Origin of the sequence: Halopelagius longus, from assembly GCF_900100875.1 — an archaeon.
Lineage (GTDB): Archaea > Halobacteriota > Halobacteria > Halobacteriales > Haloferacaceae > Halopelagius > Halopelagius longus.
In genome coordinates, this window is record NZ_FNKQ01000001.1 from 164,063 (window position 1) to 182,813 (window position 18,751).

19 protein-coding genes, 1 tRNA gene and 2 pseudogenes are annotated in these 18,751 nt (G+C 67.5%); 15 read left to right on the forward strand and 7 right to left on the reverse strand.

Translation table 11 applies throughout. The features are described 5' to 3' along the window. The first annotated feature begins 84 nt into the window (after window positions 1–84). Entirely contained in the window at window positions 85–1,614 is a 1,530-nt protein-coding gene (locus tag BLS11_RS00780) for a heme-binding protein (protein ID WP_092531531.1), read from the forward strand. A 114-nt stretch (window positions 1,615–1,728) separates the two neighbouring features. Here the strand turns inward: BLS11_RS00780 and BLS11_RS00785 are convergent, their stop codons facing one another. From BLS11_RS00785 to BLS11_RS00800, 4 genes are all read right to left on the reverse strand, one after another. Then, window positions 1,729–2,175: an SHOCT domain-containing protein gene (locus BLS11_RS00785; RefSeq protein WP_092531533.1), complete on the reverse strand. Its 447-nt coding sequence runs from the start codon at window positions 2,173–2,175 to the stop codon at window positions 1,729–1,731. 76 nt (window positions 2,176–2,251) lie between these two features. Next, window positions 2,252–3,043 carry a GHMP family kinase ATP-binding protein gene (locus tag BLS11_RS00790; protein WP_092531535.1) on the reverse strand — a complete coding sequence of 264 codons (792 nt, stop codon included), beginning with the start codon at window positions 3,041–3,043 and terminating at the stop codon, window positions 2,252–2,254. A 68-nt stretch (window positions 3,044–3,111) separates the two neighbouring features. Continuing rightward, window positions 3,112–3,294 carry a hypothetical protein gene (locus tag BLS11_RS00795; protein ID WP_092531537.1) on the reverse strand — a complete coding sequence of 61 codons (183 nt, stop codon included), beginning with the start codon at window positions 3,292–3,294 and terminating at the stop codon, window positions 3,112–3,114. Between the two features lie 4 nt (window positions 3,295–3,298). Further along, window positions 3,299–4,375: an aldo/keto reductase gene (locus BLS11_RS00800; RefSeq protein WP_092531539.1), complete on the reverse strand. Its 1,077-nt coding sequence runs from the start codon at window positions 4,373–4,375 to the stop codon at window positions 3,299–3,301. A 421-nt stretch (window positions 4,376–4,796) separates the two neighbouring features. Between BLS11_RS00800 and BLS11_RS00805 the strand changes: the two genes are divergently transcribed. Then, complete coding sequence (locus BLS11_RS00805; protein WP_092531541.1) at window positions 4,797–6,959, forward strand: GH32 C-terminal domain-containing protein; 2,163 nt, start codon at window positions 4,797–4,799, stop codon at window positions 6,957–6,959. Between the two features lies 1 nt (window position 6,960). Here the strand turns inward: BLS11_RS00805 and BLS11_RS00810 are convergent, their stop codons facing one another. After that, window positions 6,961–8,259: a glycoside hydrolase family 68 protein gene (locus BLS11_RS00810; RefSeq protein ID WP_092531543.1), complete on the reverse strand. Its 1,299-nt coding sequence runs from the start codon at window positions 8,257–8,259 to the stop codon at window positions 6,961–6,963. A 213-nt stretch (window positions 8,260–8,472) separates the two neighbouring features. On the opposite strand from BLS11_RS00810, the gene BLS11_RS00815 reads away from it, so the two are divergent. From BLS11_RS00815 to BLS11_RS00835, 5 genes are all read left to right on the forward strand, one after another. Then, complete coding sequence (locus BLS11_RS00815) at window positions 8,473–9,378, forward strand: acyltransferase (RefSeq protein WP_092531545.1); 906 nt, start codon at window positions 8,473–8,475, stop codon at window positions 9,376–9,378. A 104-nt stretch (window positions 9,379–9,482) separates the two neighbouring features. Continuing rightward, window positions 9,483–9,797: a DUF7577 domain-containing protein gene (locus BLS11_RS00820; RefSeq protein ID WP_092531547.1), complete on the forward strand. Its 315-nt coding sequence runs from the start codon at window positions 9,483–9,485 to the stop codon at window positions 9,795–9,797. A gap of 63 nt (window positions 9,798–9,860) precedes the next feature. Continuing rightward, the gene (locus BLS11_RS00825) at window positions 9,861–10,589 is read left to right on the forward strand and encodes an Nmad3 family putative nucleotide modification protein (protein ID WP_092531549.1); all 729 of its coding nucleotides are present in this window, start codon (window positions 9,861–9,863) and stop codon (window positions 10,587–10,589) included. A gap of 59 nt (window positions 10,590–10,648) precedes the next feature. After that, complete coding sequence (locus tag BLS11_RS00830) at window positions 10,649–11,305, forward strand: hypothetical protein (protein WP_092531551.1); 657 nt, start codon at window positions 10,649–10,651, stop codon at window positions 11,303–11,305. A 44-nt stretch (window positions 11,306–11,349) separates the two neighbouring features. Beyond that, window positions 11,350–11,898 (forward strand): hypothetical protein, encoded by a 549-nt coding sequence (locus BLS11_RS00835; RefSeq protein ID WP_092531553.1) that lies wholly within the window; start codon window positions 11,350–11,352, stop codon window positions 11,896–11,898. Between the two features lie 112 nt (window positions 11,899–12,010). Here the strand turns inward: BLS11_RS00835 and BLS11_RS00840 are convergent. After that, a tRNA-Gly gene (locus BLS11_RS00840) sits at window positions 12,011–12,081 on the reverse strand. Between the two features lie 310 nt (window positions 12,082–12,391). Here BLS11_RS00840 and BLS11_RS00845 point away from each other — a divergent pair. From BLS11_RS00845 to BLS11_RS00875, 7 genes and pseudogenes are all read left to right on the forward strand, one after another. After that, the gene (locus BLS11_RS00845; RefSeq protein ID WP_092531555.1) at window positions 12,392–12,628 is read left to right on the forward strand and encodes a hypothetical protein; all 237 of its coding nucleotides are present in this window, start codon (window positions 12,392–12,394) and stop codon (window positions 12,626–12,628) included. A 274-nt stretch (window positions 12,629–12,902) separates the two neighbouring features. Continuing rightward, window positions 12,903–13,733 (forward strand): annotated as a pseudogene (locus BLS11_RS00850) (manganese catalase family protein); the annotation flags it as partial. Between the two features lie 202 nt (window positions 13,734–13,935). Then, window positions 13,936–14,814 carry a type 2 periplasmic-binding domain-containing protein gene (locus BLS11_RS00855; protein WP_092531557.1) on the forward strand — a complete coding sequence of 293 codons (879 nt, stop codon included), beginning with the start codon at window positions 13,936–13,938 and terminating at the stop codon, window positions 14,812–14,814. Window positions 14,815–15,074: 260 nt separating this feature from the next. Further along, complete coding sequence (locus BLS11_RS00860) at window positions 15,075–15,779, forward strand: DUF2270 domain-containing protein (RefSeq protein ID WP_217628968.1); 705 nt, start codon at window positions 15,075–15,077, stop codon at window positions 15,777–15,779. 162 nt (window positions 15,780–15,941) lie between these two features. After that, the gene (locus tag BLS11_RS00865; protein ID WP_092531559.1) at window positions 15,942–16,190 is read left to right on the forward strand and encodes a hypothetical protein; all 249 of its coding nucleotides are present in this window, start codon (window positions 15,942–15,944) and stop codon (window positions 16,188–16,190) included. A gap of 172 nt (window positions 16,191–16,362) precedes the next feature. Continuing rightward, a complete protein-coding gene (locus tag BLS11_RS00870; protein ID WP_092531561.1) occupies window positions 16,363–16,563 on the forward strand; it encodes a DUF1328 domain-containing protein in 201 nt (66 codons plus the stop codon). A 141-nt stretch (window positions 16,564–16,704) separates the two neighbouring features. Continuing rightward, window positions 16,705–17,538, forward strand: coding sequence for an NAD+ synthase (locus BLS11_RS00875; protein ID WP_092531563.1), 834 nt, complete (start codon window positions 16,705–16,707; stop codon window positions 17,536–17,538). 107 nt (window positions 17,539–17,645) lie between these two features. Here BLS11_RS00875 and BLS11_RS00880 read toward each other — a convergent pair. After that, window positions 17,646–17,902, reverse strand: a pseudogene (locus tag BLS11_RS00880) (enoyl-CoA hydratase/isomerase family protein); the annotation flags it as partial. A 59-nt stretch (window positions 17,903–17,961) separates the two neighbouring features. Between BLS11_RS00880 and BLS11_RS00885 the strand changes: the two are divergent. After that, window positions 17,962–18,741: a DUF7114 family protein gene (locus BLS11_RS00885; protein ID WP_092531565.1), complete on the forward strand. Its 780-nt coding sequence runs from the start codon at window positions 17,962–17,964 to the stop codon at window positions 18,739–18,741. Window positions 18,742–18,751 lie beyond the last annotated feature (10 nt).

Consider the following 18,751-nt stretch of genomic DNA (forward strand, 5'->3'; position numbering starts at 1 on the left):
GCCCGTTGGCCGCCGGTTCCGACGGCTCTCGAACCGCGGCGACGACTCGCAACTCCCATACGGGAGGGATTCGAACCGACTCGTATGCCAGAGGCCCCACCGACCGACGAGGGCTGGTTCGTCCTGCACGACTTCCGAACCGTCGACTGGGACGCGTGGCGCGACGCGCCCGCCCACGAACGGGAGCGCGCGATAGAGGAGGGCGTCGCACACCTCCGCACGCACGAGGCCGTCGAGGACGCCGAGGAGGGTGCCTCGGCCGTCTTCTCCGTCCTCGGCCACAAGGCGGACCTGCTCGTCGTCCACCTCCGACCGACGCTCGACGACCTCTCGCGCGCCGAACGCCAGTTCGAGCAGACGGCGCTTGCGGCGTTCACGGAGCAACCCACGTCGTACGTCTCCGTCACCGAGGTATCGGGCTACGTTTCTCAGGACTACTTCGAGGGGAACGAAGACGAGATAGACGCCGGCCTCCGCAACTACATCGAGGGGAAACTGAAGCCCGACATCCCCGAGGACCAGTACGTGGCGTTCTACCCGATGTCGAAGCGCCGCGGCGAGGAGTACAACTGGTACGACCTCTCCTTCGAGGAGCGTGCGGAGATGATGTCCGACCACGGCGACACCGGCCGCGAGTACGCCGGGAAGATAAAGCAGGTCATCGCCTCCTCCGTCGGGTTCGACGACTTCGAGTGGGGCGTCACCCTGTTCGCCGAGGACCCGGTGGAGATGAAGAACATCGTCTACGACATGCGGTTCGACGACGCCTCCTCGAAGTACGGCGAGTTCGGCCAGTTCTACGTCGGCCGCCGCTTCCCGCCCGCGGACCTCGGCGCGTACTTGGAGGGCGAGGCGGTTCCGACGGCCGGCAACGACTCCCCGCACGGCGAACACGGCGGCGCACACGGCGAAGCGCACGGTCACGCCCACGGCGACTCCGCGCACCACGGCGGTGAGGGCGGCCACCACGGCCACGGCGGCGGAAGCGCCCACGGCGACGCGCCGCACGGCGAAGACGGCGACGAGGAGTCCGGCGACATCCGCGGCGAACTCGAAGACCTGAACATCTACGCCGGACAGCCCCACGGCGAGGACGTGTACGCGACGGTCCTCTACTCGGAGGCCGACACCGCCGAACTGTTCGAGGAGGTAGAGGGCCTCCGCGGCAACTTCGAACACTACGGCACGCACGTCAAGACGGCGGTGTACGAGGCGAACGAACGCGACCGGAGCGCCGTCGTCAGCATCTGGGACACCGCGTCGGCCGCCGAGACGGCCGCCGGGTTCCTCTCGGAACTCCCCGGCATCGTCTCTCGCGCCGGCGAGGAGTCCGGATTCGGGACGATGGGGATGTTCTACACGGTCAAATCCGACTACCGCGAGGAGTTCGTCGAGAAGTTCGGCACCGTCGGCGGCCTGCTGGAGGAGATGGACGGCCACCGAGACACCGACCTGATGGTGAACGTCGAAGACGAAGACGACATGTTCATCGCCAGCCAGTGGGACGCCCGCGAGGACGCGATGGCGTTCTTCCGGTCCGACGAGTTCCGCGACACCGTCCAGTGGGGCCGGGACGTGTTGGCCGACCGACCCCGACACGTCTTCCTCGCCTGAGGCGGCGGGCGACGGACCGACACGCGAACGCGCCCCGTGGTTCCCGTCGGACGCCGTTGCGACTGCGCGTCAGACGCCGCTCCGGCGAGCGGTTTCGAATGGAAACGAAGGGGTTCAGTACTCGTACTCGCGTTCGCGCCGCGCGGACGCCTCGTCGGCCAGCGACTCCGTCTCGACCAACCGTTCGAGGCGGCGTTCGAACTCGTCGTGGTCTATCTTCCCCGCGGCGTACCGGTCGCGCAAGCGTTCTATCGCGCGCGCCTCGTCTATCGCCTCGTACTCGCTCTGGTCGCCGGTTTCGTAGTCGCCCCGGAACTCCGCTCCCCCGTTCCGGGCGTCGTCGTCGCTCCCGAACATCTTCTGTACGAGTACGTCCACGCCGTACCCCATCGCCGTCAACACCGGCGCGACGGCGAGAAACACCATTACGGGGTTCCCACCGGAGAACAACGCCAGCGACGTAATCCAGAGAGCGACGACGAACCCGAGCAGCGCCGGGTTCTCTTTCAGCGTCTCTGCCTGCTCGGAGAACCACTCGCTCGCGTTTTGGAGGGCGGTCATACCCCCTAGTTGACAACCAGCCGAAAATAATTTTGCCCGCCGTCGCTGTCGCCGTCACGACCGGCCGACTCCCGGCTTAGCGGAGTTTCGCGCCCGCCCCCGTGAGTCGCGTCCGGTTCGGGAGGACGCCCGGCGCGCCGACGGCCAGCACCGTCTCGCCGACCATCGCCATCGTCGCCGCCCCGCCCGCCGCCGCGACGTCCGCGACGGTATCGCGCACGGCGTCGGTGGGCAACCCGCTCTCGTCGGCGAACCGCCACGCCGACTCGAACAGTTCCGGGAGGGGCGCGTCGGGGTCGAACGACGAGAGCGCTTCCCGACCGGCGGCGGCGACGGCGGCTATCGCCTCCTCGTCGCCGAGGACGGACGCGGTGGAGATACCGCCGTACGACGCGTACTCGACGGTCTCGCCGCCGGGTTCCGCACGCTCTACGCCGTCGCCGGTGTTCCAGACGACGCCGCCGCGGTCCTGCACGAACACGTCGCCGAGGCCCGTCCCCGCGGCGACTTCGGCGCGGTGGGCCGCCCGCACCGACGACTCGCGCGACCGGTCGAGGCCGAACGCCTCGTTCGCCGCGAGGGCGGTTGCGAGCGTCGCGGCACCGCTGGCACCGAACCCGCGTCCGACGGGGACGGCGGCGTCGAGTTCGACGGCGGCGCTCACGTCCAGCGTCGAGAGGAGGCGTTCGACGGGTTCGAAGTCGGTTCGGTCGCCGTCGAGGCGGACGACGGTCTCTGCGGCGGCTTCGACCGTCGCGGTCACGCCGTCCTCGACGGCGAAACTGACGCCGAGAGAGCCCGCTTCGGGGTCGTCCTGCGGAACGAACACGACGGTCACGCTCCCGGGCGCGTACGCGCGTTCAGTCACGGTCCCCTCCCTCGGAGCGCGTCGGGCGAAAGCATACACGGACGTTCCGCGCTCTCGGATAAAAAGTGTCAGTTCGCTCGGCGACGCGTCCGGAGGTAGCCCGCCAGCCCGAAGACGCCGGTGAGGGCGGTCAGGAGGTCCCACGGCGACGCGTCGGCGTCGCGGGCGCGGGCGTCGCGGCGAATCCACGCCGCGAGGGCGACGTGGACCGCCGCCGTCAGGGCGAGAAACGCCTTCGCCGTTCGGTTCACGGCGTCAGTCGGCGGAACTGCGCGGCCCCGAACTGGGCCGTTTGTCGATGCCCGCGGCGTCGATGTCGTCGCCGCCGACCGACGAGCGGAGTTCGTCCATCCCGTCGTCGCGGTCGATGCCGAAGTTGTCCTCGTAGAGGTCGGCGACGCGAGTCATCTCCTCCTCGGAGAGTTTCGGCACCTCGGAGGCGGCGGCCCACTCGGTGATGTCCGCTCGGGTGTGGAACGTCGGCGTGACGCTGGCGACGGCGTCGTGGCTCAGGAGGTACGCGATGGCGGCCTGTCCCATCGTTCGCTCGCCGTCGCGTTCGAGGAAGCGGAGCGTCTCTATCTTCTCCCAGCCCGTCTCGTACCACGCGTCGGGGCGGAACCCGCGGTGGTCGTCCAAGTCGTGCCCCGTCTCGGGCGTCACCTGTTCGTTCAGGAGGCCCGAGGAGTGCGGCACGCGCGGGATGAGACTCGTCGAGGAGCCCGTCTCCTCGATGGTGTCGAGGAAGTGGTTGCCCACCTCCTGCTCGAAGAGGTTCCAGACGAGTTGCACGGCGTCGAACTCCTCCGTGATGGCCATGTCGCCCTCGGCGAGCCAGCCGATGGAGGGCCCCAGCGCCCACCCGACGGCGTCCACGAGACCCTCCTCGCGGAGTTCGTCGAGGGTCTCAAGCACGTCCTCGTCCACCTCGTCGACGTTCGCGTTGTGGAGTTGGAGCAGTTCGACGTGGTCGGTGTCGAGGCGTTCGAGGCTCTTCTCGGTCGCCGAGCGAACCCACTCGCCGGTCATCTCCTTGGGGAGTTCGCCGTGACCCGCCTGCGGGTTGTTGTAGAAGTCGTAGCCCACCTTCGTCGCCAGCGTCACCTCGTCGCGGTACTCCGCGATGGCCTCGCCGACGACTTCTTCGCTTTTGCCGTGGCCGTACACGTCGCCGGTGTCGAAGTAGGTGATGCCCTGCTCTATGGCGTGGTGAAGCAGGTCGATGGACTCGTCCTTCGAGCGGTCGCCCCACCAGTCGGTGCCGACGACCCACGCGCCGAACCCGACTTCGCTGACCTCCACGTCCGAATCGCCCAGCGTCCGGTAGTTCATACCGCCTGCTTGGTATTCGGGTCACTTTAGCCCACCTTTTTTCTCGTCGGTTTCCTCGTTCACTACGTTCGCTGCGGGAACCCTCCTCGAAAAAGCTGGACCAAAAAAATCCGACTCCGCCGTCTGCGACGGCTCCGTCGGTGAACCGCTCGCTTCGCTCGCGGACACCTGAGTGGTGTACCAAATACCTCGAGCGGAACGACACCGTTCCGAAAAAAGCGCTATCAACACTCTCCACTCGTTCTCCTACACCGCCCTCGATAACGGCCAGTAACATGCACCGCGAGCGAGGGCGGAGCCCGAGTCTCGCGGCCTTTTTGGTCCAGATTTTTCGAGGAGCGGTGCGCTTCGCGCACCCGACGAAGAAAAAGGTGGTACTAAACCACGAGTTAATACTCCGCCCCCTCGAACGACAGCGACGATGGACGAACTCCCCGTCCGCGTCGCGTTCCTGCGCGCGGACGAACTCACGGACGAACAACGCGCCGCCCGCGAGTGGTGCGAACGGACGGTCGCAACCGTCGAGGACGTCGCACTCGCGGACCTCGCACCCGACGACGCGTCGCTCTCCCGGTTCGACGCCGCGTGGTGGCACCGAGGCGAACCGCTCGACCCGGTTCGGGAGGAGGCGGCCGACTGCGCCGACGCCGTCTCGGAGTTCCTCGCCGCCGGAAACGGTCTCCTTCTGACGCTCCGGGCCCTCTCCGCCGTCGAACCGTTCGGCGTCGACCCCGTCGCGCCGGACGCCGTCGGCGTCGAGACGCCGCCCGAACCGAGCGGACTCCTCAAGAAGCGCACGTTCGACGCCCACCCCCTGTTCGAGGGGTTCCCCCTCCGCGAACTCCACACCCAACCGGCGGAGGCGGCGCGGCCGTTCGCCCGGTACGAGGGGTCGCTCCCCGCCTCCGGCGACGTACTCGCCTCGACGATTCGCGGCGAGGCGTTCCACGTCGCGCAGAAGGCGGCGTTCGCGTGGCGCGTCGGCCAGGGAGACCTGTACGGCGTCGGATCGGAAGTCGCGTTCCTCCCCGGACGGGAGTTCGAGGCCGCGGAGGCGCAGCGACGACTCCTCCGCAACGCCCTCGCCCTCCTCGGCGGCGACGCGCGCCGCCGCCCGCGATTCACCGACAGACCCGACGACGCGGCGGGGTTCGAGGCGGTCCGCGAGGAACTCGCCGACGACCACCGCCGACCGCGCTACCACCTCTCGGCCCCCGCGGGGTGGCTGAACGACCCGAACGGAATTCTCCAGTACGACGGCACGTACCACGTCTTCTACCAGTACAACCCGGGCGGGCCGTTCCACGGCACCATCCACTGGGGACACGCGACGAGCGAGGATCTGGTCCATTGGGAGGACCGCCCCGTCGCCCTCTCGCCCGACCCGGACGGCCCGGACCGCGACGGCGTCTGGTCGGGGTGCGCCGTCGTGGGCGACGATGGGACGCCGACCCTCGTCTACACGGGCGGGCGCGGGCGCGACCAACTCCCCTGTCTGGCGACGACGGACGACCCCACGTTGGAGACGTGGGAGAAACACGGCGAGAACCCCATCCTCTCGGCCCCCACCGAGGACATCGACCTGCTCGAAACCGACGACTGGCGCGCGGAGTTCCGCGACCACAACGTCTGGCGCGAGGGCGGGACGTGGTACCACCTCGTCGGCGCGGGCGTCGAGGAGACGGGCGGGGCGGCCCTCCTCTACAGGGGACCGAACCTCCGCGAGTGGGAGTACGTCGGCCCCCTGTTGGTCGGCGACTGGGAGGGCCACGGCGTCGTCTGGGAGTGCCCCGAACTGCTCGACTTCGGCGAGAAACAGGTGCTGCACGTCTCGAACTACAGCCACGTCGAGTACTTCCTCGGCACCGCGAACCTCGACGACCCCTCCTTCGAGATAGAGCACCGCGAACGACTCGACTACGGCGACTACTACGCGCCGCAGTCGACGCGGACGGACGACGGCCGCGTCCTCGCGTGGGGGTGGGCCCCCGAGGCCCGCGACGCGGAGGCGCAGTGGCACGCCGGGTGGTCGGGGCTGTTGACCGTCCCGCGGAAACTCTCCGTCGAGGGCGGCGAACTCCGCCAGCGACCCGCGCGAGAACTGGCCGAACTCCGTCGCCGCCGCGCCGCGGAGGGGGATATCTCCCTCGCCCCCGGCGACTCGCGCACGCTCGATCTGTCGGGTAACGCCTACGAACTCGCGTTCGACGCGCGGACGGAATCGGGGGCGACGCTCGAACTCGGCCTGTTCGAGTCGCCCGCGGGTAACGAGCGAACCGTCGTCCGCTACGACGGCGACGAACTCGTCGTGGACCGCTCCGAGAGCGCTCTCGACGGCGTGCCCGAGACGAGCGAGCAACGGATGCCCGTCGAGGGCGACATCCTGTCGCTTCGGGCGTTCGTGGACGGCTCCGTCCTCGAACTGTTCGCGAACGAACGGCGGTGTCTCACCAGTCGCGTCTACCCGACGCGGGCGGACGCCGAGGGCGCGTCGCTCTCCGCGCGCGGCGGGTCGGTCCGAATCGACGGACTCGAGGCGTGGGAACTCGGCGCGGCGTTCGAGGCGCGGGAGCGCGGCGAGTAGTTCAGTACTCCCCGCCGTCGCCGTCGTCGCCCTCGGCGCGCGTCCACCACGGTTCGGGCAGTCCCTCGCGGGGAAGCGGCAGGTGGCCGTGGTCGAGTGCGCCGCGGACGCGCGTCTCTGCCCCGTCGAGTTCGATTCTGACGGTGGGCGCGAGGGTGCCGCCGAAGCGCCGGCGCTGTTCGTCCTCCGGGAGGAGGGCCACGTCGTCCATCGTCGGCCGGTCGTACTCGTGGTAGTTGAAGAAGGAGGTGGCGAGGAGTTCGTCGCCGTGGTCGTACGCCAGCCACGAGTACGCTTGGAACGGCGCGCCCGCCGGGTTCGTGACGACCATCCCGTGGCCGTTCAGCGGTTCGTAGTCGCCGCGCAACTCGTCGGCGACGAAGCCGTAGAGGGCGTCGTACCCCTCCAGTCCGGGCGCGAACGTGTGAACGTGACTGGAGACGAATAGGTAGTACCGCCCCCGACGGACGACGAGGTGCGGGCGTTCGAGTTCCTGATTCACGCAGACGGCGTCCAACAGGGGCGGCCGGAGTTCGAAGTCCGTCGGGTCGCCCGTCGGCGAGTGGGCGATTCCGACGCTCCCGTTGAACTCCTGTTGTGCGGGGTCGCCGCCGCAGGCGTCCGACCCTTCGGGGACGGGCGTGTTCGCCTCGAACAGCAGGTACGTCTCGCCGGAGGCGGGGTCCTCGAAGAACCACGGGTCGCGGAACGTGTACGTCATCCCGCGGTACTGCGCCTCCGTCTCGTACAACTCGCCGTCGGGTTCGAGGAGGATGGAGTGTTCCCACGGACCGTCGATGGACACTCCGTCGCCGACGGTCAACCGGCCGCCTTCCGCGAGAGCGATTCGCTGGGAGTACGAGAGTTCCTTCTCCCTCGCGCGCCCGGCGGCGGTGTAGTAGCAGTAGACGTCGCCGTCGTCGTAGAGCACCGACCCGGCCCACTGCCGAGAGCCGAACGCTTCGCCTTCGAACACCGGCCCGCCCGTCTCCCAGTTTTCCCCGTCCTCGGAGTAGAAGTAGCGGAGGGTGGCGACGTCGTGGCGTTTCCCGGGGAGCAGGTCCGAGGACGCCGTCAGCGCGACGATGACCCGGTAGCCGTCGATTTCGGCGATTTCCCCGCCGCGCTCTCGGAGGAACCACGTGTCCCAGATGTGGAGTTCGTCGTCGACCCGTTCGTCGGCCGGGTAGATGACCGGCGCGACGTTCGACTCGTCGCGTCGGAGTTCGGACGCGTGGTCGCGCGTCCACGCCGCCCGCGACGCGTCCGACGGACCGTCCGGTCCTCGATTGCCGTCCATAGCGACACCCTCTCGGACGCCGCTAAAGTGCGCGTCGGTCTCCAATCGTTGACTCACCTCGTAGTATCTCGCTTCACACCGTCGCCGGTATCGAATCCTCCCGGAGGATGCTCCTCTCCGTCGAAATCCGACACTGACGGGCGAGACGCCCCGGTTCACCACCGCCTGCGCACAACCGAACCGATTTGTCTTCGGGAGGCGAACCTAGGTACAATGACGAAAGTCCACGTCTCTCTCCCCGAGGAGGCGGAGCGGAACGTCCAGTCGTTCATCGGCGAGGTGGACGAGCGACTCTCCTCCGAGGAGGACACTTGTAAGGTCGTGAGAGACGTTCTCATCGACCTCTACGGCGACCGCGAGGCGTACGAGCGGTGGCAGGCGGGCGACGACATCTCCGCCGCGGAACGGGTCCGACTGCAGGGGTACGACCCGTGCAACGCGACGCTCGAGTCGGAGTACTACGCGGAGAAGGACGAAGAGAAGTTCACGCGCTCGAAGCACCTCCAGTGGCTCTGGCGGCAGTTCGACGCGACGCCGATGGCCGACAACATCCACTTCGCGCTCCGGTTTCGACAGATGCTGGCGAAGCACCTCTTCGACGAGTGCGGGGACAACTGCCGCTTCTTCAAGGGCATCACGTTCACCTACGGCCACAACATCCGCGTCGGCGACAACACCGTCGTCCACGACGACGTCCACTTGGACGACCGGGGGAAACTCACCATCGGCGACCAGGTGTCCATCTCGGACAACGCCCACATCTACAGCCACGACCACGACATCGTCGACCAGACGCAGGTCGAGAACTTCCACACCATCGTCGAGGACGACGCCCGCGTCACGTACGACTCGATGGTGCGCGCCGGCTGTCGCATCGGGAAGAACGCCGTCGTCGGCGCGCGCGCGGCCGTCCAGGGCGACGTGCCCGACCACCACATCGTCGTCGGCATCCCCGCCAAGAGCGTGAAGGTGAAACCGGGCTGGGAGTCCGTCGCGGACCCCATCGAGGACCGACTCACCAACCGACAGGAGGAGCGCACGATTCCGTACGACCTGTCCGACGACGTGGACGCGTTCGACGAGTTCGACCGCGACCTCTCCCCGCCGGACGCCTCCTAACCGACCCGCCGGACGGACGCCGACGAACCGGTATCCGCCGCCTCCGCCGCCGCGTTCGCCCCCGCGACCGAAGGATAAAGTGCCTTGGTACCGTTTATCATAGCATGGACGCGTGGGGATGGATCGTGGTCTACGCCATCGGCCTGACGGTGCTCCAGTTGGTGGTGTACCGGTACCTCCTCGACGGCGACGAGGGCGTCCAGGGCGGGTTCGGGGGCGACGGGGACGACGCGGAGTCGCACGCACGCACCGCGCCGCGGGGGCGCGACGCGGTCGGCGTCTCGCGCCTGCAGGCGACGGAGGCGTGGGACCGCGAGTCGGGTCCGTCGGACGCGCGCGTCTGCCCTCGGTGCGGGGTGGAGAACGAACCCGACCGGACCTTCGACCGGTGCTGGAACTGCGCGGGCCGACTCGCATGAGACACCGGTGCGCCCGACGCTCTCGCCGGCCTTCGACCGCCGCGTAGTCTCGACGTTCTACTCATGCCTCGCGCAATCGCCATCAACGTCGCGGCCAACACGAACATCCCGGGCGTTCGCGGCCCGGTGTACCCCGACGGAACGTTCGCCTACGTCCCGATACCGGAACGGAAACCGACGCGACCCGCCGCCTCGGTGCCGACGTACGCGGACCTCGACCCGCCGGTCGAACTCCCCCCGGAGGCGATGGACCGGCCGGTCCACCTCGACCCGGAGTTCGAGACGTACCCCTACTGCGAGTCGTACACGTACGGCGACGAACACGCGGTGAAGGCGGGTCCGCTCTCGACGCTCGACCCCGGCGACTGGCTCCTCTTTTACGCCACCCTCGACTTCCGCGGTCAGTACGAGGAGGCGGCCCCGTACCTCCCGCCCGACTGGGGCGTCTACCTCATCGGCGCGTTCGAGGTGGATATCGCGGTGACGGGCGAGGAGTACGGGTCGCTTCCGACGATCGACCGGGAACGCTTCGCCAACAACGCCCACGTCAAGCGGAACCCCTTCGACGCGAAAGTCCTCGTCGCCGGGACGCCGAACTCCCGCCTGTTCGACCGGGTGGTCCCTCTCAGCACCCCGACGGCGGGCGCGGAGGCGAACGAGATCGTCACCCGCCTGTCGAACGACTCCGGGCGCGGGCCGTGGTGGCGTCGCCGCCTCTGGTTCGACGAGGACGCCGCCGCGACGCTTCTGGACCTTCTCGACTCCCGGGCGTTCGCGGAGTTCTTCGGGTGACCGTCCGGGAATCGGGCGCGTAGCGAGGATTATCTCCTCAGCGCGCGATTAGTACGCCTATGGCAACTACTCACAGCGACGGGTTCACCGCCGTCGAACACCGAATCGTCCAGGGGCGGGAGGTACGCATCCTCCGGGACCCCGAGGAACTGCACATCCAGTGGCGTCCGGGCCGCCCCGTCTACTACGGCGTCCGCGTCGGCGACCGAATCAAAAACGCCGCGAGCGACGTGGAGTCGGTCCGCATCGACGAGTGGGAAGTCGCGGAGATAACCCCCGAACGCGTCGTCGGCCGCCACGTCCGAACCGGCGAGGAGACGACGTGGGACCGCGAAACCTTGGAGAAAGCGCTGGTCGTCGGTCGGTACGCGACGAACCTTTCGGAGTTCGCACTCGTGACGACGCACCCCGCCGGGAGTTGGGCGGCGTACGACCCCGAGGCGGCCCCCGGACTGGAGTACCGCGGCCGACCGTACCTGACGGTCATCGCCTACGGCAACAACGGCGAGAAGTACGGCCGCCGCTACCGCTTCCCCGAGAAGGACGACGCCACCCGCGTCGAACTCTCCGAGGAGGACCCCAAGATAGCCCGCCTCTCGGAGACGATGCGCGCGCACCTCGACGAGGTGGTCGCGACGGCACTCGAAGACGACGGCTACGTCGTCTCCCCGTCCGAGTCCGGGACGGACGCCGCCGACGTTAACGCTCGAACGTAATTCTCGACGGCAAACCTTTTCACCCCTGCTACGGAGTCGCGTTCATGAACCGACGCGACGAACCGACGTCTCGAACGCTCTCTCGCCGCAGTCTCCTCTCGCTCTCCGCCGCGGGGGCGGCGGCCCTCGCGGGGTGCGGCGGGACGAACGCCCGAAACGACGACCAGACCGCGACCGGAGAACCCACCGACGACGGGCAGACCACCGGCGCGTCCGAAACCGAAACCGCCACTACCGAGAGCGACGACCGGACGAGTCTCGGGTACGTCAGGGTGGTGAACCACCACGCCGAGTCGCACACCATGCACGTCCTCGTGGAACGCGACGGGGACGTGGCCTTCTGGTCGTCCTACCGACTCGGCACCGACTCGAACGAGACGATGAAGCAGGTCGACGGCCCGTGGACCGACGGCCGAGGGACCTACACGGTCCACTTCCGAATCGACGAACGCGAGGAGTGGCGGACGTTCGACACGGGAAAGACCGACTTCCCGTGCTACGGCCTCGAAGGCCGCATCGGCGCCGACGGCAAACTCGGCGTCTGGGTCGAAGACACGCCCGACGCCTGCACGACGACCGCGACGCAGGAGTAAGCCGTCGCTACGTCAGATTTCGGAGTTTCGGAGAACGACCGCAGGGAGTGCGCCGACCGGGAGTTCATCGAGCGAAGCGAGACGAACGTCGGCGGCGCACGACTAACAGGAGTGCGCCGACCGGGAATTGAACCCGGGCTATTAGCTTGGGAAGCTAATGTCCTACCACTGGACCATCGGCGCTCACGTCGTTCGCACCGAGCATCGACGGACGCCGCCCGTCTCAGCGCCGGCGCTCGCATCGAAATCAGGGCGCGACCGTTTATATCGATTACGAATGACACCCCGGATCCGTCTCGGCCTATCAAATTAGGCACCACCTCGACGTGTGTAGCGGAACGAGTAACAGGCGCGGTCAGAGGCACCCATCTCGAGTTCTCTCTCCCACGTAATTGCGTTCGCGACGGAGTGAGTGGCGACAACCGTTCGCCCCGCCGGATAAACTGGACGGCTGACACTGAGGCATAAGTGTGAGCCGCGTGAGACGACGCCCATGAGCGACTCCGATACCGAACCGGTGACGGTGCCGCGTCAGGTCCACTGCGAACTCAAGACGTTGCGTCAGATGGGGACCCACGATATGCTCTCGGAGGACGTTCTCGACGGGTTGGAGAAGTACAACTTCGACGCGGCGCGGCAGTGGGTCCTCGAACATCCCGACGAGTACATCCGGTCACTCGAGGCGGGGATGAGAGACGAGACTGTCGCGGGCACCTCCTCGGAAGCGTGACGGAACGACGCGCACCGCTCCCGCGGCGACGATAGCCGCGGGCGGCCGAACCTCGTTTTCGTTCGTCGATTCGCCGTCGGTAGCGACCACTCCTCCCGGCGCGGTAACCGCCGAGAAATCGGCCCTTCGTTTATCCGCGACGGAGAATGTGTAAGACCAGATACAAAAGAAGATGAGCGTACGAGGTCGGTTAATTTACCGGAATTCGCACACTCAGAAGCATCCCGTATCAGATATATGTGACATCGGGTTGTGACTTCAGACGGTGTCATAGATGTTCTACCACGAAGGCGACCAACTCCAGTACAAAGTCGAAGTAGAGGACCCCGACCCCCTCTTCGCGAAGATGCTGCAACAGGCCATCGGCGGCGTCGAGGGAGAGCTTCGCGTGGCCCTACAGTATATGGCGCAGGCGGCCGGCCTCCCGCAGACGGAGGAGTACGCGCCATACAAGCGAGCGCTCATCGACACCGCCACCGAGGAGTTCGGCCACATCGAGATGCTCGCCACCGCGGTGGACAAGAATCTCCAGGGCGCCCCGGTCCAACTGAAAGAGGATATGAAGAACAGCGAGGACTACACGACGCTCGCGGGACTGCAACCTCGGCAGTTCCTCTCCAGCGGTCTGAACCCCCTGTTCGTGGACGCGAACGGCGTTCCGTTCAACGGCAACTACGTCGTCGCCTCGGGGAACCTCGCGGCCGACATGTGTTCGAACATCGCGGCCGAATCGACCGGTCGGTTGCTCGCCACGCGACTGTACGAGATGACCGACGACCCGGGCATGAAGGACATGCTCGCGTACCTCATCGCCCGCGACACGATGCACCAGAACCAGTGGATACAGATTCTGAAGGACCTCGGCGACTCCGACGAACTGTTCGACGTGTTCCCGATTCCCGACAGCTTCCCGGACGAGGAGGAGAATCAGGAGTTCAACTACTCGTTCATGGCGACGGACCTCGAAGAGCAGTCCGACCCCGGAGCGCCGTGGACGTCCGGGACCGCCCCGGACGAGGAGGGGACGTTCTCCTTCATCAACCAGCAGGAACTCGACGGGTACGACCCCGGAATACAGGTGTCCAAACCCGAGACGTACAACGACCCCTCGCCGCAGGGAGAGGACGCCTTTGCGGGTAACGGCAAGAACCACACCGAGACGAGCACACACACGGAGACGAAGACAGAGACGGAGACGGAGACGGAGACGGGCACGCACACGGAGACGGAAACGGACACTCCGACGAACACGACGACGTCGACCGACAACAGCACCGAGGAATAACCGGTGACGGAGTATTCGTCCAATGACCACGACTAACGACGCTCGCAGGTCCCGGGGAAGCGACGGGTATCCGACCTCGCGCCGGACGTTCCTCGCGATGGCGGGGGCGACGGCCGGGGCCGGTCTGGTGACGGGGTCCGCGGTGAACGAGGGGCGCGGCGGAACCGTGACCGTCCGCGCGAGTCCCTCCCAACGCGGCGCGGCGGGTGCCGCCCTCGACGGACTTCTGAACCGGAATCCGAGCGCGGACGTCTCCCTCGGCGTCGCGGAGACGACGGAAGCCCTCCGGCGGTTCGCCGAGGGCGAGGCGGACGTAGTGGCCGGTAGCCGACCGATACTGCCCGACGAACGGGCGCGCGCGGGCGAGAACGGCGTCGCGTTCGAAGGCAGGGAGATTCCCACCGACCGGATGGCGTTGCTTCCGCCGGGCGCGTGGTGCGACTGCCTCCGGCCGAACCGACTCGCCGAGGCGTGGGGCGGCGACGGACCCGTCGAGACGTGGGCGGAAGTCGCGCGCGGCGGTGCGGCGGGCGCGGCGGACGCGGTCACCGCTCACCGCCCGTCCGACGGGCAGACCGCCGGAGAACGCGCCGGCCGTTCCGGCGCGGCGTCGGCGTCGTCGGACGGAACGGTCCTCGTCCGAGGCGTCAGAGAGTTTCAGTACGCGGCGGGTTCCGGCGGCGTCGGTTACTACGCGCCGGGACGCGACGCTCTCGCGGCCCCCGACGCCGCGGAACGAGACGGCGAGTCCACCCCGCTCGTCCGACTCGGCTTCCTCTATGCGAACCGCGAGTCGCTCCGACGACGGCCGGTCGAGGAGTACCTCCGGACGTACGCGAGACAGAGTGCGCGGCGCGTCGGCGGCGTTCCGTACTTCGCCAACCCGATAGACGGCGTGTAGTCGGCCCTCCGCCGTCTCCCTTTTTCGTCGCACCGCTCCGATAGCCGCAGGATGCGGTCTCTCGTCGGCCACCTCGCCGTCCCCTCACCGCTGTCCTCGTCGCTCTCGCCCGCGCCACTCCCGTTCCGTAGAAAGGGCCATCGTCGTCCCGCGCGTATTGGTGGTATGTCCCCGAGGAATTCCATACATCCCCGCTCGAACCGCCGCATTCGAGAGATTCAGCTCCGCGAATCGAAGTCGCTCCACGGAGAGAGTGGACGGTGACCGCCGGCCCCGAGACGTTCGATTCTACGGCCCCGGAGGCGAGGGAAGTCGCCGGCATCGCCGCGACCAACCGCGACGAGTTCCTCGAACTGATGCCGCACTACTACCGCGGCGAGGTGTCCCAAAGCGGGACCCTGCTCGCTCGACTCGACCTGACGACCGATTGGGCGATAGTCGTGGTGGCGGCGGTGCTGGCACTCGCGTTCCAAGGGACGGACACCGCGGCGTACCTCCTCCTGATAGGGATTCTCGCCGTCTCGTTGTTCCTCGTGTTCGACGTGCGTCGGTACCGGACCTACGACGCGAGTCGGTCACGGGTCCGCCTGTTGGAGGAGAACCTCTTCGCGAACTCGCTTCACCCCTCGGGCGCGCCCCTCGAAGAGTGGCGGGTCGAGCTCGGAGACGACCTCCGAACGCCGACGCTGAAGGTGACCTACCGCGAGGCGCTATCGCGTCGGCTGCGGCGCGTCTACTACCCCCTCTACGTGCTGTTGGGGATGGCGTGGCTCTTCCGCGTGACGCTGTTCGAACCGAAGCAGTCGCTTCTGGCGACGGCGTCCGTCCCGGGCGTTCCGGGTGCCGTCGTCGTCGCGGCCGTGGGAGGGTTCTTCCTTCTCGTCACCGCACTCACCTTCTGGCCGATTCGTCGGCAGGCGAAAGGCGAGTTCCACGGCGAGAAACCCGGAAGTTGGAAGCGCTGAGGTGATGCGATTTTCCCGCTTCGCGACGGCGTCCGTCGGCGCGAGCCCGCCCAAACTACCAACATACGTAGGTGGTGAAGAGATATCGACGTAGCGCGTACAACAGAATAAGCGTAGACGGTTCGAGGCGGATGCGGCCGCCCCGACCGACGCACCACGACCATGAACGAAGAACTCCTCAGCAGGACCCGAAACGCGAACAGCACGGACGAACGCCTCGACGCGTTGGCGGCCGCGGTCGAAAAACAGGGAGAGCAGATTCGATGGTTGGAGACGGCGCTCAAAGCCGTCGGGCGGGCGACGGGAGTCAACGTCTGCGGTCGCTGCTCGAAGTGCTCCGACGGCGTGATGCTGTCGCAGGACGGCGTCCTCAAGTGCAGTTCCTGCGGCACGACGTGCTACCTCGGCTGACGACCGCGAAAGTGTTCACACAGTCACGAACGACGACCGTTTTCCAAACTGGTTTGGCGGGGGTGTCTTCCCCGTCGCAGGAGTATCTGTAGGTGCCCGAGTCCAACGGAAGCGGGAGCGACGGCGAGCGGACCCGTTCGCCGGGGACGCCGGGCAGGAGAGTTAGACACCAATGTTACAACCAACGATCGCTCAGGTACTGTCCCCCCTGCAGTTCAGCGGCGACTTCCTCTACTACGCGCTGGTGTTCTTCGTGTTGGCACTCGTCGCCTACGCGGTCGGCGCGCAGGGAATCGCCGGACTGTCGATGGACATTGCGAAGATTCTCGTCGTGGTGTTCCTGGTGTTAGCCGTCGTCGCGTTACTGCTTTAGCCGCACGCCGGCGGCACCTCACGCTTTTCGACGTAATCGACCCGCATACAGCGTCGGCTCCGACGGGAGTCGGATGGACGTTCGTCCACCGAACGCCGACGACACGTGACTATTAGTTCTCCGAGACGGTATTCGCAGTCGATGAGCGAAGAAACGACGGTCCTCAGTCAGTCGGCCCCGCTCGACCTCCGCCTCTCGGAGGACGAGCTCGAACGGACGCGCGAGCACATTCTGCAGTTCATCCGAGACGTCGTGGACGACGCCGGCGCGGAGGGCGCGGTGCTCGGCCTCTCCGGCGGTATCGATAGCACGGCCACGGCGTACCTCGCGGCGGAGGCACTCGGCGAGGAGAACCTCCACGGCGTCGTGATGCCGAGCGAGGTAAACGCCGAGGAGAACATGAGCGACGCCGAACGAGTCGCCCGGATGCTCGGAATCGAGTACGACGTCGTCGAGATTCAGCCAATCGCCGAGCAGTTCTTCGAGGCGTTCCCGGAGGCCGCAGACGACAAGCGCGCCGCCGGCAACGTCTACGTGCGGACGCGGGCCGTCCTCGGCTACTTCGTCGCCAACTACGAGAACAAGATCGTGCTCGGGACGGGCAACCGCTCGGAGGCGCTCCTCGGCTACTTCACGAAGTACGGCGACCAAGCGGTGGACTGCAACCCCATCGGGAACTTGTACAAACAGCAGGTCCGACAGCTCGCCGTCTCGATGGGCGTCCCCGAGGACCTCGTCTCGAAGACGCCCTCCGCGGGGATGTGGATCGGACAGACCGACGAGGAGGAGATGGGCGTCGGCTACGACACCTTAGATGCCGTCCTCGCACTCCACGTGGACGGACCGCTCTCGAAGTCGGCCACCGTCCGCCACCTCGACATCCCCGAGTCGCAGGTCGAACGCGTCGTCGAACTCTACGAACGGAGCGAACACAAGCGCCACATGCCGCCCGCACCCGAGTCGCTCCGCCCCTGATTTCGGGCCCCTGACGTTCTGCGTCGCTCTCTCGATTCCGCTCTTCACTCCCGGTCGGCGGCGATGTCGTCATGCGAAGCCTGACAACTTGCCGAGGTTTCCTCGGCAATGTCGTCGGCGTACCGCCCGTGGAGACGCGCGAACGCCTCGGGGGCCGAGAGGTCGGCCACCGTATCGAGGTCCGCGCCCGCGCAGAAGGCGTCCTCGCCCGCGCCGCGCAGGTAGACGACCGGCGTCTCCGAGGCGTCCGTCTCGGCTATCGCCGCCCGCAGGGCGTCGAGGTCGGCGGGTCTGAGCGCGTTTCGCCGGGCCGGCCGGTCGATGGCACCGTCCGAACGCGTCCGTCCGCCGTCGTCCGAATCATGCGCCGTTCTCCGGCGCGTTTCCAAAGGTCTTTGCCCCTCCCGCCGTAACCCTCGCTCGATGGACGACGCCGTGCGGGCCCGCGATGCCGCGCGTGAAGTGCTCGACGACATCGAACCCGAACGCCTCAGGGAGGTGCTGTTCGACCGCCTCGCCGACACCTCGATGACGCCCGCGGTGCTGACGTTGTTGAGCGCGCGCGCACTCGACCCGGACATGGACGCCGACGCCGTAGAGACTGGTTCTGCGGACCACCGGACGAACACCGGCGATACCGACGGAATCGCACAACAGGCCGCCGGCGTGCAACTCATCTACGAGGGCCTCAGACTCACCCGGTCGCTCGCCCACGACGTTCCGTGGACGACGATGACGGACGACAAAGACACCGCCGAGGGGACCCCGGCAAGCAGTCAGGCGACGCCTGACGATATCGCCGCCGACTTGGACGTTCTCGCGGCGGACGTGCTGGTCTCTCGGGGGTTCTACCTCCTCGCCCGCACCGACGCGGCCACCCGCGCCGTCGAAGTCGTGCGGGCGTTCGGCCGCGACCAGACCCACCGCCGCGCCGAGGGCGCGGACACGGCGGCCCTCGACCGGAACTTGGAGGCCGACATCTTCGCGCTGGCCGTCCTCACCGGCACCACCGCCGTCGGCGGCGAAGCGTCGCCCGCGCTGTTGGACTTTGCGACCGACCTCGGCCGCGAGTGCGACGTGGAGGACGGCCTCGTCCCCGCCGCGACGGCGTTCTCCGAGGCGACCACCGACCGCATCGCGTCGCTGTCCGCCGTCGAGTCGGGGTCCGACGACCGAGTGCCCTCCTCCGCGACGGACCGATAGACCCGTGAAA

What these genes read in the sequence shown, in the direction of transcription:
- BLS11_RS00845 (WP_092531555.1), top strand. Translation starts at nt 12,392, where the DNA reads ATGAGCGACTCCGATACCGAACCGGTGACGGTGCCGCGTCAGGTCCAC.
- BLS11_RS00865 (WP_092531559.1), top strand. Translation starts at nt 15,942, where the DNA reads ATGAACGAAGAACTCCTCAGCAGGACCCGAAACGCGAACAGCACGGAC.
- BLS11_RS00820 (WP_092531547.1), top strand. Translation starts at nt 9,483, where the DNA reads ATGGACGCGTGGGGATGGATCGTGGTCTACGCCATCGGCCTGACGGTG.
- BLS11_RS00830 (WP_092531551.1), top strand. Translation starts at nt 10,649, where the DNA reads ATGGCAACTACTCACAGCGACGGGTTCACCGCCGTCGAACACCGAATC.
- BLS11_RS00875 (WP_092531563.1), top strand. Translation starts at nt 16,705, where the DNA reads ATGAGCGAAGAAACGACGGTCCTCAGTCAGTCGGCCCCGCTCGACCTC.
- BLS11_RS00855 (WP_092531557.1), top strand. Translation starts at nt 13,936, where the DNA reads ATGACCACGACTAACGACGCTCGCAGGTCCCGGGGAAGCGACGGGTAT.
- BLS11_RS00805 (WP_092531541.1), top strand. Translation starts at nt 4,797, where the DNA reads ATGGACGAACTCCCCGTCCGCGTCGCGTTCCTGCGCGCGGACGAACTC.
- BLS11_RS00785 (WP_092531533.1), bottom strand. Translation starts at nt 2,175, where the DNA reads ATGACCGCCCTCCAAAACGCGAGCGAGTGGTTCTCCGAGCAGGCAGAG.
- BLS11_RS00780 (WP_092531531.1), top strand. Translation starts at nt 85, where the DNA reads ATGCCAGAGGCCCCACCGACCGACGAGGGCTGGTTCGTCCTGCACGAC.
- BLS11_RS00835 (WP_092531553.1), top strand. Translation starts at nt 11,350, where the DNA reads ATGAACCGACGCGACGAACCGACGTCTCGAACGCTCTCTCGCCGCAGT.
- BLS11_RS00825 (WP_092531549.1), top strand. Translation starts at nt 9,861, where the DNA reads ATGCCTCGCGCAATCGCCATCAACGTCGCGGCCAACACGAACATCCCG.
- BLS11_RS00885 (WP_092531565.1), top strand. Translation starts at nt 17,962, where the DNA reads ATGGACGACGCCGTGCGGGCCCGCGATGCCGCGCGTGAAGTGCTCGAC.
- BLS11_RS00800 (WP_092531539.1), bottom strand. Translation starts at nt 4,375, where the DNA reads ATGAACTACCGGACGCTGGGCGATTCGGACGTGGAGGTCAGCGAAGTC.
- BLS11_RS00815 (WP_092531545.1), top strand. Translation starts at nt 8,473, where the DNA reads ATGACGAAAGTCCACGTCTCTCTCCCCGAGGAGGCGGAGCGGAACGTC.
- BLS11_RS00870 (WP_092531561.1), top strand. Translation starts at nt 16,363, where the DNA reads ATGTTACAACCAACGATCGCTCAGGTACTGTCCCCCCTGCAGTTCAGC.
- BLS11_RS00810 (WP_092531543.1), bottom strand. Translation starts at nt 8,259, where the DNA reads ATGGACGGCAATCGAGGACCGGACGGTCCGTCGGACGCGTCGCGGGCG.